The following is a 15,888-nucleotide window of genomic DNA, read 5'->3' on the forward strand; positions in this document are numbered from 1 at the left end:
TTTTCTATGAAAATAATAGAATTATTTTAGGATTTGTCTAAATTAATGCCCGTTTTAAATATATTCTAGATATTGCAAAAGGGAAAATGTTAATATCTAAATGTTTATCCACAATAATCAGTGGATAAAATGTGGATTATTATTATTTTATCCAGCCTATTATAGATATAACGCGATTTGAATTGTGCATAACTTTATCCACATGCATCAACTTTATGCATTTGTCGAATATTGAGTGTAATAGGACAATCCAATGCCAACGTATTATAGTTTAAATCATTAAAAGGAAGTGAATAAGATTTCCAATAAAAAATGTAAAAAATGCAACAAACTAAGCGGGAAAGGAACTTGTACATGTAAATAAAAAGTCATGACCCTCACAAAAATAGTGAGGGTATGACTTGTTTCTGATAATGAAAATGCTATTCTCGATCCTTATCCATGACTTCTTCCTCAGTATCTTCCGTATTTTCATCGTTTTCAATATTTACATCCACATCTTCTTCTGCTGGATTATCGTCTAGATCGTCATCACCATTGTTATCATCCCCACAAGCTGCCAACAATCCTACTGATAGAAACGCCGCAGTACCGATTTTCCACCATTTTTGTCCTGTGATTGAATTTGTAGCCACACTAATTACCTCCTACGATCAAACGTTTACTCTCCGTCTTTATCTTCCTCTTCAAGCTCTTGTTCTACATCTTCTTCGATATTATCATCTACATCAGACTCATTTTCTCCATCCCCACACCCCGCTAATAAACCTACTGATAAGAATGCAGCTGCACTTATCTTCCACCATTTTTGTCCTGCGATAGAATTTTTAATCATGTTAAATTCCTCCATTTTAGTATTATTTCTTGTGTATTAGTAAGTACTTACCCTAGAAGTATTCTGTTATAAACATTTTATAGAACGTGACACATACTTGTTATGTTATTAACATGTCTGTAACAAAAGGAGAGCTAAAAAAATAACACATAACATTGCTCTAAAAAAACATAAACCTGACCAAATAGTCCATAAGAAAAACCGGGCAAAAAAATGCCCGGTTCCTTAAGTTCAAAAACCTGTTTCTAGCGTTTTCAGTTGGCTCTGGGTCAGACTGATTGCAGTATTATTCATTTGTTAAAGTACCGTGAAACTAGAGTTCAGGTATATTTTATACTTAAAAAAACTACCTCTTCGAATTAAGAAGAGGTAGGTATATCTTTAGGCTTATGTGTAGTTTCTTTTTTTAAATGCGCATACGTTCTTTCTACATCAACACTAAAAATACGGTCTTCAGTAATAGAAGGAACAATATCTCTTATTTCTTGCCACTTGTACTGTAATGCAGGAGATATGAGGGTATTTCCTCTATACTCCACTCCTTGCACTGCACAAATTGCTTCGATTGCGATGACTCTACGGCTATTTTGAATGATTTGATTGGCATGTCTTGCTCCGATTGTTCCCATGCTCACATGATCTTCCTGATTTGCGGAAGAGGGAATAGAGTCAACGGAGGCAGGATGAGCCAAGGTTTTATTTTCAGAAACTAGGCTTGCTGCTGCATATTGTAAAATCATAGCTCCAGATTGTAATCCAGGCTCTGGGCTTAAAAAAGGTGGTAATCCTTCATTTAGATGTGGATTTACTAAACGCTCAATTCGTCGCTCAGAGACATTTGCAAGTTCAGCCATTGCAACCTTTAAGAAGTCCATGGCAAATGCAATTGGCTGACCGTGAAAGTTTCCTCCCGAAATGATTACTTCGCCATCATCTATGATTAACGGGTTATCCGTAGCTGCATTCATCTCAATTTCCAGTTTTTCCTTCACATAAGCAAGGACCTGCCAGCTAGCTCCATGAATTTGAGGTATACATCTTATAGAGTAGGCATCCTGTACACGTTTTTCACCTTGCTTAGTTACAAGTTGACTACCTTCAAGCCATTGAAGCATCCTTTTCGCAACTCCCACTTGCTCGGGATAACCTCGAGCTTCATGAATAGCTGGATGAAAAGCATCTGTAATGCTGTACAAAGCTTCCATTGTCATGGCAGCAATCCATTCACTTTGATAGGCGAGTGTTTCGGATTCAAGCCAATTGACTACTCCTTGAGCGGTCATCGCTTGCGTTCCATTTATCAATGCGAGACCCTCTTTAGCCTCTAATACAATGGGCGAGATATTATGTTTCTCCCAAACTAGATGGGATGGAACTTGGTTATCACCGTCCCATACAAACCCTTCTCCTATTAAAACTAAAGCAAGATGGGAAAGGGGAGCTAAATCACCAGAGGCTCCAAGAGATCCCTGCTGAGGAATCACAGGATGAATACGCTGGTTCACCATGTATGTCAGTCGTTCTAATACCTCTAAACGAATGCCAGAGAATCCTTTAAGTAATGCATTTAAACGAAGAACGACCATTGCGCGTGATACAACTTCCTCGAATGGTTCTCCAATACCACATGCATGGGAACGAATAAGATGTAGTTGAAGGGCATGGACATCAGACTCGTTTATACTCACATCACTGAATTTCCCAAAACCAGTGTTTATGCCATAAACAGTATGCCCTTCCTCCACGATACGTTCAACGACCTTTCGACTTTTCACAACATTTTCTTTTGCACCATCATCTATTATGATCTGTTCATTCTGATATAAAATTGCTCTCATATGTTCCAGAGTAAGAGCATTTCCTTTTAAGTTAATCAAGATTAATCACATTCTTTCCAAGTTGAATTAATTGAATGCCAGAGCTGGAGATAAGAGTAGCATAAAGTATGAATTAGGGTATGCAGAAGTAGGGTTTTGTTCAATCCATTGATGTACTTCAAATCCCTAATGCTTTTCTATTGCCATTTTGGTTGGACTATTTCAATGTTAACCGACCACCTTTACTCCTTTTTTCCACACACTATTCACATGATTTACTCCAAACAAATACTGTAATTGCTGGTAATTTGGAACGTTCCAGAGCACAATATCTGCTTGTTTACCTATTTCTAAAGAGCCGACTTTATCCTCCATTTGAATAGCACAGGCTGCATTGTATGTTGCCGCACATAAGCTCTCAGCAGGAGTAAGTCTCATCGAAATACAAGCTAAATTCATCACAAGCGGCATGGATGTTGTGGGAGAGGAACCAGGATTACAATCAGTTGAAATCGCAACTGGCACACCAGCATCAATCATTGCTCGACCCCTTGCAGCAGTCTCTCGTAAATACAAAGCTGTTGCAGGCAATAGGCATGCGATAACTCCTTGTTTGGCCATTGCAGCAATACCGCTATCTGATGCTTTCAATAAATGCTCTGCAGAAATAGCTCCCACTTCCGCCGCAAGTTCGGCTCCTCCATAAGGTTCAATTTCATCAGCATGAATTTTAGGGGTCAACCCAAGAGCTTTCCCAGCCTCTAAAATTCGCTGCGATTGCTGAGGGGTAAAGACGCCCACTTCACAGAAGACGTCATTAAACTTAGCGAGCTTTTCACCGGCTACTTTGGGCAGCATATCATTCACTATCAAACCAACGTATTCATCTTCTTTTCCTTTAAATTCAGCGGGAACAGCATGTGCCCCCATAAAAGTTGGAACAATATCTATTGGATGTTCTGCCTGCAATCGCTGCATAACGCGAAGTTGTTTTATCTCCGTTTCAACATTTAAACCATATCCACTTTTTCCTTCTATAGTAGTAACACCATGAGCTAAAAATGAGTCTAGCCTTTTTTCAGTCTGGACAAAAATTTCTTCTTCAGATGCTTCTCGTGTCATGCGGCTAGTCGCATGGATACCTCCGCCTGCGTTCATAATATCCATATAAGTGGCACCTTCTAGACGCATTTCAAATTCACGCTCACGACTTCCACCGTATGCAACATGCGTATGTGGATCTATAAGTCCAGGTGTGACGAGTTTTCCAAACGCATCAATGATTTCCGCTTCATCTATACGAGTTGCATACTTTCTTTGCAGCTCCTCTGTTGTACCTATAGCTTGAATCAGTCCATTTTCAATCCATATACTTCCATCTTCAATAATAGAAAGCTCACTCATGGCTTCTTTCGTTCGTGGACCTTTATGCTCGTTAGCCAAGGTAACTAATTGAGATGCGTGTTTAATCCATACCGGACTACTCATATGCTTTAGCACTCCTTTTCCATCATTGGAATATGGACGCCTTTAGCACGAGCTGTCTTTTCTGCCAGCTCGTAACCAGCGTCGAAATGACGAACAATTCCCATACCTGGATCTGAAGTGAGGACTCGTTCTAATCTTACTTCGGCTTCTTTTGTTCCATCAGCAACTATGACCATACCAGCATGAATAGAATATCCCATTCCGACCCCGCCTCCGTGGTGTACGGAAACCCATGTTGCACCGCCGACAGCATTTATCATGGCATTTAAAATAGGCCAATCTGCCACTGCATCTGAGCCATCTTTCATCGCCTCTGTTTCACGATTCGGGGAGGCAACCGATCCTGAATCTAGATGATCTCGTCCAATGACGATGGGAGCACTTAATTCACCAGAGGCAACCATATCATTGATAATTTTCCCAAAGCGTGCTCGTTCACCATAACCTAACCAGCATATTCTGGAAGGAAGTCCTTGGAATTGGATTTTTTCACGAGCCATTTTAATCCAATTACATAGATGAGTGTTATAGCTAAATTCGCGTAAGATTACTTCATCAGTTTTATATATGTCTTCAGGGTCTCCAGACAATGCGACCCATCTGAAGGGACCTTTGCCTTCACAAAACTGTGGTCGGATATAAGCAGGGACAAATCCAGGGAAGTCAAAAGCACGATTGAACCCTTCATCCTTGGCCACCTGGCGTATATTATTGCCATAATCGAATGTTATGGAACCTTTATCCATTAACTCCACCATAGCACGCACATGCACGGTCATAGAGGTCTTAGAGCGCTTTATATATTCGCTAGGATTTTCTTGACGTAAGAGTATTGCTTCCTCTAGGGACGTTTGGGAAGGGATGTAGCCGTTTAATGGATCATGCGCTGAAGTTTGATCGGTCAATACATCTGGTGTAAAACCACGAGCGATCATTTCAGGTAAAATATCCGCTGCATTTCCAACAAGTCCTATAGAGAGAGGTTTTCCAGCTAATTTTGCTTCTTCTGCTAGTTGAATTGCCTCATCTAATGTATGCGCTTTCAAGTCTGTGTAGCGTGTTTCAATGCGTCTATCTATTCTAGTTTCATCTACTTCTATAGCAATACATACTCCACCATTCATCGTAACTGCTAATGGCTGAGCTGCCCCCATACCACCTAACCCAGCTGTAAGTGTTATCGTATTTTTTAGCGTTCCATTGAAATGCTGTTTTGCAAGTTCAGCAAATGTTTCATAAGTTCCTTGGACAATTCCTTGAGAGCCAATGTAAATCCAACTGCCTGCAGTCATTTGTCCATACATCATTAATCCCTTTTTATCGAGCTCATGAAAATGCTCCCATGTAGCGTACGCCGGCACTAAGTTTGAGTTTGCTATCAAAACACGTGGTGCATCGATGTGGGATTTAAATACCGCTACTGGTTTTCCGGATTGGACAAGCAATGTTTCATCATTTTCGAGTTCCTTTAAAGAGCGAACTATTGCATCAAATGCATCCCAGTTACGAGCTGCCTTACCGATACCACCGTAAACAACTAAGTCATCAGGATGCTCTGCTACCTCCGCATCTAAATTGTTCATAAGCATGCGAAGTGCTGCTTCCTGTAGCCAACCTTTCGTATTCAACTTGGTTCCTCTATATCGAATAACCTTATCGTTTGCTTTTCCCATTTAAATACCTCCTCGATTTCTATCTTTATTCTATCTAAATTTTTAAACTATTTAAGGGTTTTTATGAAAAAAGTAAAAATTTCTCATCTGCTAATTCAATACTTTATTAGCATAATAGAGTGCTTTGTTAGTGAATTGAAACTATTTCCATTATTAACCGTCTGATTATTCAGATATATATAAGGGGGCAGTTATTATGAAAAAAGTGTGGTTATCCTTAGTTACCGTAAGCCTATTCGCACTACTAGCAGCCTGTAGTGGGGACGAAGAGTCTGCTAAGATGAGTTCAGCAGATAGAGTATCTGATTCGGCAGAATTTGCAACTGAGGAACAAAAAAGTGTAGAAGCAGAAGTGGAACAGGAGAGTGCAACAGAGGATATAGAGGCACCTAACACTCGAATGATCATTCATCAGGCTAAGATTAGCACGAATGTAAAGGATTTAGAAAAGGCACAGCATAATATGGAACAAAAGGTGAAGAAGTATGAAGGCTATATTGTGGAGTCCAATGTGTATTTGGAATCTGAAGAAACAAGTACTGGGAAAATGGTTGTGCGAATTCCAGAGAAGCATTTTGAAACATTTTTGTCCGAAGCAGAGGTGGAAGCATCCAAAGTTTTAGAAAAAAATGTAACTGGACAGGATGTAACTGAGCAGTATGTAGACCTAAGTTCTCGAGTAAAATCAAAACGTGCAGTGGAGGAACGGTTACTAGCATTTATGAAAGATGCTGAAAAAACAGATGACCTACTGAAAATTTCCAATGATCTGGCAAAGATCCAAGAAGAAATAGAGGTACTAGTGGGGAAAATAAATTATTTAGAAAATCAAACGTCCTTTTCCACGATCGAATTAACTATGTATGAAAACCGTGTCATTATTCCAGAAATAGAAAACAAAGACTTGAATACATGGGAGAAAACGAAAAAGCAATTTATAACAAGTACAAACTCACTTTTATCAATAGGCTCAGGAATTATTGTGTTTATAATTGGTAATATACCAGTGCTAGCGCTTTTGGCAATTATTGCAGTTGTGGTAGTTTGGGTAATTAAGAGAAGGAAAGTAAAAGAATAGTAATCTAAAGTCGGGTATTATAATTGTGAATATCCTATAAACAACGAATAAAGCATCTCTTGATCTCACAAGAGATGCTTTATTGTTGTGGAGAATTTGGTATCATAATTTCTAAAACTTCATACTATGTATAAACTACTCCCATGAATGGAGGGAAACATGGACATTTTAAACAAAGTAAGAAATTATCGAGAAGAAGAGAACCAGCTCAAGTGGGAAGGTACGTTTGAAGAATTTTTAGCGATTGTGAAGGAACGTCCAGAGGTTGCCCAAACGGCACATGCACGGGTTTATAGCATGATAAAAAATGCAGGACTTACTGAACAAGAAAACAAAAAACAATTTACTTTTTTTCAAAATGAGATTTTTGGATTAGAGGAATCACTAGAGCGATTAGTGGAAGAATACTTTCATCCTGCAGCCAGAAGATTGGATGTACGAAAACGAATTTTATTATTAATGGGGCCAGTGAGTGGAGGAAAGTCGACTATTGTAACACTACTTAAACGAGGGTTTGAACAATATTCTCGTACAGATGAGGGTGCGGTATACGCTATAAAAGGCTGTCCAATGCATGAGGATCCTCTGCATTTAATCCCTCAGCATTTGCGAGAAGACTTCTTTGATGAATATGGAATTCGCATTGAAGGTAGTTTGTCACCTTTAAACTCGATGAGGCTTGAAAAGGAATATGATGGTCGCGTAGAAGATGTCATGGTGGAGCGCATTTTCTTTTCAGAGGACAAAAGAGTGGGAATTGGTACCTTTACACCATCCGACCCTAAATCTCAAGATATCGCTGATTTAACGGGCTCTATAGACTTTTCAACAATAGCAGAATATGGTTCAGAATCAGATCCTCGTGCATATCGCTTTGATGGGGAGCTCAATAAAGCGAATAGAGGAATGATGGAGTTCCAAGAAATGCTGAAACTAGATGAAAAATTTCTTTGGCATTTATTATCATTAACACAGGAAGGTAATTTTAAGGCAGGACGCTTTGCATTAATCAGTGCAGATGAATTGATCGTAGCCCATACCAATGAAACTGAATACCGATCTTTTATAGCCAATAAAAAGAATGAAGCGTTACATTCTCGTATTATTGTCATGCCGATACCTTATAATCTAAAGGTCAGCCAGGAAGAACGGATATATGAAAAGATGATTAGAGAAAGTGATATGACGCATGTTCATATTGCCCCGCATGCACTAAGGGCTGCTGCAATTTTTTCCGTACTTACGAGACTTGAGATTCCGAAAAAAACAGGAATAGATCTCGTCAAAAAAATGCGCCTTTACGATGGTGAAAATGTGGAAGGCTATAACGACATCGATGTGGAGGAATTGAAGAAAGAGTCCCAAACCGAAGGAATGAATGGAATTGATCCGCGTTACGTAATCAACCGCATTTCTTCTGCGATTATTCGTAAAGAAGTTCCGTCGATTAATGCCCTAGATGTGTTGCGTTCTTTAAAAGAGGGCCTTGATCAGCACGCATCCATCTCTGATGAAGACAAAGAAAAATACATGAATTATATAGCTATTGCCCGCAAAGAATACGATGAAATAGCGAAGAAAGAAGTACAAAAAGCATTTGTTTACTCATATGAAGAGTCAGCAATTACGCTAATGAACAACTATTTAGATAACGTTGAGGCTTTCTGCAATAAAAACAAAATGAGAGACCCACTGACTGGGGAAGAGTTGAACCCAGATGAGAAGCTAATGCGCTCCATTGAGGAACAAATCGGAATTTCTGAAAATGCGAAAAAAGCATTTCGAGAAGAAATACTCATTCGATTATCGGCATATGCAAGAAAAGGAAAACGTTTTGAATATAATTCACATGAGCGTCTACGTGAAGCCATCCAAAAGAAATTATTTGCTGATTTAAAGGATGTCGTGAAAATTACAACATCATCTAAGACACCAGATGAAGCTCATCTGAAGAAAGTAAATGAAGTAGTGGCAAGATTAATAGACGAACATGGATACAACTCCACATCAGCCAATGAGCTATTGAAATATGTTGGTAGTTTACTTAATCGATAGATGTAAATGCGACAGTTGTAAGAAGGGACGAATAACATAGTCGAATGATTAATAAAGAAAAAGGCAATTCCATAACCGGTTATTCGGTATTTGGATGCCTTTTTTTTAAAAGATTATGAAAGTATAAGATGTTGTGTGCCATGAACTCAATGTTCCCGGTATTTTGAAAAATACAATTTATCTAATAATACTACTGTATTACTGATTTCCGTTTCAGGTGGACGTGTTCCGCGGGGTGAGCGATGAGGCCATCACCACCGCTTTCGCGTACGTTGCGATGTCTCACCTATCTCACTCATCCCGCTGGAGTCGCCACCTTCCACTTCAATCAATCAATTAAGTGAGTAATCTTTTCTTTCATTATACAAGAATGTACTAGACCTGTTCCTAAAGTTGAAGAAGGGCGACGGACAGATAAACGCCGTAAGATTACCGAAAAAGGAAGGCTGGTCGTGACTAACGTCACGACCAGCCTTCCTAAAAATTATTCGGTAATAATATAGTGAAAAATCTGTCCAAAGCACTTCGAAAACGATAGATACAGATTTTGATCTTAAGGGGCGCTTTCGTTTTTCTTATCAGTAACAAAATCCAGCCAACCCCACTTTTATACAACCATTAATCTCTACATTTTTGGATTACATCTGCAATAAGAATGACAAACGGGCATATGATAAAAAATAGGTAGGTGTTGAGAAAAATGGAGAATAAAGAAGAAGCAAAACAATTTGTCGTTTCGCAGGAAAACTGGTCTTTACATCGAAAGGGACACCAAGACCAACAGCGACATATGGAGAAAGTGAAGGAAGCGATTCAAAACAACTTGCCCGATTTGATCAGTGAAGAAAATATCATTATGTCTAATGGACGAGAAGTCATTAAAATCCCGATTCGCTCACTAGATGAATATAAAATCAGGTATAACTATGATTCATCAAAGCACGTTGGGCAAGGTGATGGGGATAGTCAAGTAGGAGATGTTATTGCAAAGGGTTCAGGAGATGAAAAAGGAAAAGCAGGGCAAGGGAAACAGGCCGGTGATCAGGCAGGTCAAGACTATTATGAAGCTGAGATATCTATTGCAGAAATAGAGCAGGAGCTTTTCAACCAAATGGAGTTGCCTAACTTAGAAGAAAAGGAACAGGCAGAAATTACAACGGAACATATTACATTCAACGATATACGAAAAAAAGGTCTAATGGGCAATATTGATAAAAAGCGAACTATCATGACTGCTATTAAACGAAATGCAATGAAGGGGAAGGCAGAAATAATGCCTATCCACCAAGATGACTTGCGCTTTAAGACATGGGATGAAGTAGTAAAACCAGAATCGAAGGCAGTTGTGTTGGCAATGATGGATACAAGTGGATCGATGGGGAACTTTGAAAAGTATTGTGCTAGAAGCTTTTTTTTCTGGATGGCAAGGTTTTTGCGCTCTCAATATGAAACGGTAGAAATTGAATTTATTGCCCATCACACAGAAGCAAAAGTTGTAACAGAGGAAGCGTTTTTTTCAAAAGGAGAAAGTGGAGGTACGATTTGTTCTTCGGCATACATGAAAGCGCTAGAGCTTATTAAAGAGAAATATAGTCCAACTCGTTATAACATTTATCCTGTACATTTTTCTGATGGAGAGAATATGACTAGTGATAACATCAGATGTATTCAACTTGTAAACGAATTAATGGATGTTTCCAGTATTTTTGGGTACGGCGAAGTAAATGCTCATAGCAGATATTCCACTTTAATGAACACTTATAAAAAAATTGAAAATCCAAAGTTTAGATACTATGTATTGAAAGAAAATAAAGACGTATATGAAGCACTGAAGAGTATTTTTCAAAAGGGAGTCAAGTAATGGAGAGAAAATTACAACATGCCATTGCGGAAATTACCGAAATCGCCACAGGATTCGGCCTCGACACTTATCCAATGAGGTATGAGATTTGCCCTGCAGATATCATTTATACATTCGGTGCGTATGGTATGCCCACACGTTTTGCCCATTGGAGTTTTGGAAAACAATTTCATAAGATGAAAATGCAATATGATTTTGGCCTCAGTCAAATTTATGAATTAGTGATTAATTCTGATCCTTGCTATGCGTTTTTATTGGACACAAATAGCCTCATACAAAATAAGCTTATTATTGCGCATGTACTCGCTCATTGTGACTTTTTCAAACATAATGTACGTTTCTCTAATACACGAAGAGATATGGTGGAAAGTATGACCGCAACCGCGGAACGAGTTGCAGCCTATGAGATGCTATATGGAAAAGAAGAGGTTGAGAGCTTTTTAGATGCGGTTTTAGCTATCCAAGAGCACATCGATCCGTCCATTATGAGACCTAAATTGCCGGTTTATGAGGATGAGGAAGAAGTAGAAGTCGTACGAAAAACAGCTTATGATGATTTATGGAATTTGGATCATCGAGAAGATAAAACAAGATTGGTGCTTCCTTATCGAAAAAAATTCCCTCCGAAACCCGAAAAAGACCTGCTCCTTTTTATAGAGGAATACAGCAGTGAGTTAGAGGAGTGGCAACGGGATATTTTAACAATGATGCGAGAGGAAATGCTCTACTTCTGGCCACAATTAGAAACGAAAATTATGAATGAGGGTTGGGCATCCTTTTGGCACCAACGTATATTAAGAGAAATGGATTTAACAAGTGTTGAAACAATTGAATTTGCCAAGTTGAATGCCAATGTAGTGCAGCCTTCTAAAACTGGCATCAATCCATATTATTTGGGTTTGAAAATTTTCGAAGATATAGAAAAGAGATATAATAACCCAACAAATGAAATGAAAGATTTAGGAATTGAAACTAATTCGGGTAGGCAGAAAATGTTTGAAGTAAGAGAGATAGAATCAGACATATCTTTTATTCGAAATTACTTAACAAAGGAATTAGTGAAACAGGAAGATTTATATTTGTTTGAGAAAAAGAATGGTAACTATGAAATAACAGATAAGGATTATGAAAATGTCCGCGATCAGCTAGTGTCGATGCGAGTGAATGGAAGCTTTCCTTATATTGTAGTAGAAAATGGAGACTATATGAGGCTAGGAGAGTTATATTTACACCATGGTTATGAAGGAACGGAACTAGATCCTCATTATTTGGAAAATGTTCTACCATATATCCATCAATTATGGGGGAGAACAATCCATATGGAAACTGTAGTAGACGGAAAACAGGTTTTATATACATTTGACGGCAAAAAAGTTTCTAAAATGAATATGTAGGATAAAAACGGGGTTCTATATAGAATCTCGTTTTTATATGAGAGAAAGTACTTACTTCACTTCTTCCCAAAAGCATTTCGAATCTGTTTCCAAAAGTTGCAGGAAGTCGAGAGATATACAAACCCAGAAGATTAGCGAGAAAAGAGAGGTCGGTCGTGCCATCAACCACGACCGGCCTCTTTAAAAAATCAACCGATAATAATACAGCAACGAGTATATCCAAGGTCTGCTGAAAACGGTAGAAACAGTTTTTGAACTTAAAGGACTGGGCTTCTTTTTTGGACGGTTTTTCTTAAGAGATAGGAAAGTATATAAAAATGTCCTGTGAACACTGGGTTGCGAGACTTTTATAAATGAATAATACGACTGATTTCCGTTTCAGGTGGACGCGTTCCGCAGGGTGAGCGATGAACCATCACCGACGCTTGCGCGTTCGCCTGTGATGGTTCATCTGTCTCACTCATCCTGCTGTAGTCGCCACCTTCCACTACAATCCATTTGTGTGTAGTACTTCACTATAAAATGTAGCATAGCTTATCGATAGATGATAAGATTGCTCAAATTTTAGAGATTAATAAAATTATTTGTAATGCTTTTGAATTAGAAATGCTATTATCCAATAATAGATGAAGAAAGCAGGTTTTATTTTTTACTAGGAAATAAAGAGAAGTAGTAAGTGTTTTTCCAATAAAGAAGCGAAATAGCGAACGAAATTGCATCTTCGAGAGCTTACTCTATAAATGGGACAGTAGCTTTTCTCTAGTTATCCAAAAACGTACTTACCTGTTTCTAAGAGTTGTAGGAGGGCGACGGACAGATAAATGCCATAAGATTACCGAAAAAAGGATGCTGGTTGGTTGTGACGGACGTCACAACCAACCAGCATCTCTAAAAATTCACTCGGTAATCATATAGTAAAATGTCTGTTTAAAGCCCTTCGAAAACGATAGAAGCAAGTTTTGACCTTAAAGGGCACTTGCGCTTTTCTTAGTTTATTTTAAGCCTTCGTTCAAAATGCTATTCTCTAATACAGAAAATTTATCTCCGTATACTTTTGTGATATGCACTTCTCCCCATGTACAAAGAGCACTTAATATACTTTCAAGGCTTGAACCATATTCGCTTAGTTCATACTCTACTTTGGGTGGGACTTGGTTATAGACAATCCTGTTAATGACGCCATCCGCCTCTAACTCTCTTAGTTGTTGCGTTAACATCTTTTGAGTGATGTCAGGCATAAGTCGCTTCAACTCACTCGTGCGTTTTTTTCCATGTGTTAAATGACATAAAATAACGCATTTCCACTTGCCACCAATGACCTCTAATGTTGCTTCCACAGATATATTATACTTCTTTCGTTTCATCGTAATTCTCCTTTTAATAGGAACTAAAAAGTACCTATATAACTTAATAGTGCCTATATTACTTAAAAGTGCGTACTTTTCTTTTGGATAACTATGAACCATAATAACATTTGCCGGTAGAATTACAATATGTTTTGGTCTCACGGACTTTATATATATGGAAGAAAGGTTGAGAAATAATGACTTTAGATAGTAAAAGAAGCATGTTTGCGTTACTAGCATTAGCGGTAAGTGCGTTTGCGATAGGAACGACAGAATTTGTTAGTGTTGGGCTATTGCCATTAATATCTAAAGACTTGGATATATCTTTGACAACAGCAGGACTGACGGTTTCGTTGTATGCGCTTGGTGTAACAATAGGAGCACCGGTTTTAACATCAATTACTTCAAGGATGCCACGAAAATCCTTACTGCTTTGGATAATGATTGTGTTCATTATTGGTAATGGAATAGCTGCTTATGCAACAAGTGTGACAATGCTTTTAATTGCACGCGTCATTTCAGCATTTGCACATGGTATTTTTATGTCCATCGGTTCAACGATAGCTGCTGATTTAGTACCAGAAAACAAGCGAGCGAGTGCAATTTCTATTATGTTTACGGGATTAACCGTCGCGACTATTACAGGTGTGCCTTTTGGTACATTTCTTGGACAACAGTTTGGATGGCGTTTCGCTTTTGGAGCAATTGTCGTGATAGGAATCATCGGATTTATAGCTAATAGCATACTTATTCCATCCGATTTACGGAAAGGCACTCGAACCTCACTACAAGATCAACTAAAGCTTGTAACAAATAGTAGATTGCTATTGGTCTTCATAATTACAGCGCTTGGTTATGGGGGAACATTTGTCGTGTTCACGTATTTATCGCCATTGCTTCAGTCAGTGACAGGATTTAAACAGGGGACAATAGCTATAATATTACTTGTTTACGGTATTGCAATTGCAATTGGAAATATGATTGGAGGAAAGCTTTCCAATAAAAACCCGATCGGTTCACTCTTTTATATGTTTATTATTCAAGCAATTGTATTGCTCCTATTAACATTTACAGCTCCTTTTAAAGTTGCGGGATTAATAACAATCATTTTAATGGGGTTATTTGCATTCATGAATGTTCCTGGTCTGCAAGTATATGTCGTAATGTTAGCAGAACGTTATGTTCCAAGTGCGGTTGACGTTGCTTCTGCTATGAATATAGCCGCTTTTAACGCGGGTATTGCGATTGGATCTTATTTAGGAGGATTTGTCGCGGATACTATCGGCCTCATTCACACTGCTTGGATTGGAGCAATAATGGTTATGCTTGCAGCTGTATTAAGCGGTATTAGTCGAATGTTCGAGAGAAGAGACCAGCACAACAATTAATTTTAATATAATGGAGGAATTCAAAATGAAAAATTTACAATCTAGAAAAACATTATTCAATGGTGTAGAAATGCCTATATTAGGGCTAGGGGTATTTAGAGTAGAGGATGGACAAGAGTTAATAGATGCAGTAAAAATTGCTATTAAACATGGGTACCGTAGCATCGATACAGCAGCCATTTATGGAAATGAAGTAGGAGTCGGACAAGGAATCAGAAAGGGTATTGAAGAGGGACATGTTGCTAGAGAGGATCTTTTTGTTACTTCAAAAGTTTGGAATTCAGAGCTAGGATATGAAGCAACTATTGCAGCCTATGAAGAAAGTTTGGCTAAACTAGGATTAGAATACCTAGATTTATACTTAATTCATTGGCCTGTAGAAGGAAAGTATAAGGAAGCATGGAAAGCTCTAGAAACTCTATACAAAGAGGGCAGGGTGAAAGCTATTGGTGTAAGTAATTTCCATATTAATCATCTAGAAGAGTTATTGAAGGATGCTGAGATTATTCCAATGATAAACCAAGTGGAATATCATCCCCGTTTAAGTCAAAAAGAGTTACAAACATTCTGTAAGGAACATGATATTCAGTTAGAGGCATGGTCTCCACTAATGGCAGGACAGTTACTCGACAATGAAGAGCTTCAAGAAATAGCTGCTAAGTATGGTAAATCTGTGGCACAAATTATCATACGCTGGGACCTTCAAAATGACGTTATTACAATACCCAAATCTACGAAAGAACATCGCATTGTAGAAAATGCAGACGTGTTTGATTTTGAATTAACCAAAGATGATATGAGTCGAATTAATAATATGAATAAAAATCAACGAGTTGGACCAGATCCAGATAACTTTGATTTTTAATTTTAAATTCTAAGAGCATATAATAAAAACGAGATTCTAGCGTTATAGAATCTCGTTTTTTACATATACGAATATAGTTGTTCAGTTA

Annotated in this window: 12 protein-coding genes; 6 read left to right on the forward strand and 6 right to left on the reverse strand. The window is 38.2% G+C overall.

The features are described from left to right. Window positions 1-422: 422 nt before the first annotated feature. The 5 genes from KD050_RS13345 to hutU all read right to left on the reverse strand — a co-directional run bounded on the left by KD050_RS13345 (window position 423) and on the right by hutU (window position 5,813). Window positions 423-635, reverse strand: a complete 213-nt coding sequence (locus tag KD050_RS13345; protein WP_211896396.1) for a hypothetical protein — start codon at window positions 633-635, stop codon at window positions 423-425. A 26-nt stretch (window positions 636-661) separates the two neighbouring features. Next, entirely contained in the window at window positions 662-835 is a 174-nt protein-coding gene (locus KD050_RS13350) for a hypothetical protein (protein WP_211892836.1), read from the reverse strand. Window positions 836-1,194: 359 nt separating this feature from the next. Beyond that, window positions 1,195-2,712, reverse strand: coding sequence for a histidine ammonia-lyase (gene hutH / locus KD050_RS13355; RefSeq protein WP_211892837.1), 1,518 nt, complete (start codon window positions 2,710-2,712; stop codon window positions 1,195-1,197). Window positions 2,713-2,880: 168 nt separating this feature from the next. Further along, window positions 2,881-4,140 carry an imidazolonepropionase gene (gene hutI / locus KD050_RS13360; protein WP_211892838.1) on the reverse strand — a complete coding sequence of 420 codons (1,260 nt, stop codon included), beginning with the start codon at window positions 4,138-4,140 and terminating at the stop codon, window positions 2,881-2,883. A gap of 5 nt (window positions 4,141-4,145) precedes the next feature. Further along, window positions 4,146-5,813, reverse strand: a complete 1,668-nt coding sequence (gene hutU, locus KD050_RS13365) for a urocanate hydratase (RefSeq protein WP_211892839.1) — start codon at window positions 5,811-5,813, stop codon at window positions 4,146-4,148. 196 nt (window positions 5,814-6,009) lie between these two features. Here hutU and KD050_RS13370 point away from each other — a divergent pair, with 196 nt between their 5' ends. From KD050_RS13370 to KD050_RS13385, 4 genes are all read left to right on the forward strand, one after another. After that, the gene (locus KD050_RS13370) at window positions 6,010-6,891 is read left to right on the forward strand and encodes a DUF4349 domain-containing protein (protein WP_211892840.1); all 882 of its coding nucleotides are present in this window, start codon (window positions 6,010-6,012) and stop codon (window positions 6,889-6,891) included. A gap of 159 nt (window positions 6,892-7,050) precedes the next feature. Further along, complete coding sequence (locus tag KD050_RS13375) at window positions 7,051-8,946, forward strand: PrkA family serine protein kinase (protein ID WP_211892841.1); 1,896 nt, start codon at window positions 7,051-7,053, stop codon at window positions 8,944-8,946. A gap of 700 nt (window positions 8,947-9,646) precedes the next feature. Continuing rightward, window positions 9,647-10,807 (forward strand): sporulation protein YhbH, encoded by a 1,161-nt coding sequence (gene yhbH, locus KD050_RS13380; protein ID WP_211892842.1) that lies wholly within the window; start codon window positions 9,647-9,649, stop codon window positions 10,805-10,807. Beyond that, window positions 10,807-12,201: a SpoVR family protein gene (locus KD050_RS13385; protein ID WP_211892843.1), complete on the forward strand. Its 1,395-nt coding sequence runs from the start codon at window positions 10,807-10,809 to the stop codon at window positions 12,199-12,201. The genes yhbH and KD050_RS13385 overlap by 1 nt, the downstream gene beginning before the upstream one ends. A 992-nt stretch (window positions 12,202-13,193) precedes the next feature. Here KD050_RS13385 and KD050_RS13390 read toward each other — a convergent pair. Further along, window positions 13,194-13,565, reverse strand: coding sequence for a winged helix-turn-helix transcriptional regulator (locus KD050_RS13390; protein WP_211892844.1), 372 nt, complete (start codon window positions 13,563-13,565; stop codon window positions 13,194-13,196). Between the two features lie 179 nt (window positions 13,566-13,744). Here KD050_RS13390 and KD050_RS13395 point away from each other — a divergent pair, with 179 nt between their 5' ends. Continuing rightward, the gene (locus tag KD050_RS13395) at window positions 13,745-14,935 is read left to right on the forward strand and encodes an MFS transporter (protein WP_211892845.1); all 1,191 of its coding nucleotides are present in this window, start codon (window positions 13,745-13,747) and stop codon (window positions 14,933-14,935) included. A 25-nt stretch (window positions 14,936-14,960) separates the two neighbouring features. Next, entirely contained in the window at window positions 14,961-15,800 is an 840-nt protein-coding gene (locus KD050_RS13400; protein WP_211892846.1) for an aldo/keto reductase, read from the forward strand. Window positions 15,801-15,888 lie beyond the last annotated feature (88 nt).

Source organism: Psychrobacillus sp. INOP01 (genome assembly GCF_018140925.1).
GTDB lineage: Bacteria > Bacillota > Bacilli > Bacillales_A > Planococcaceae > Psychrobacillus.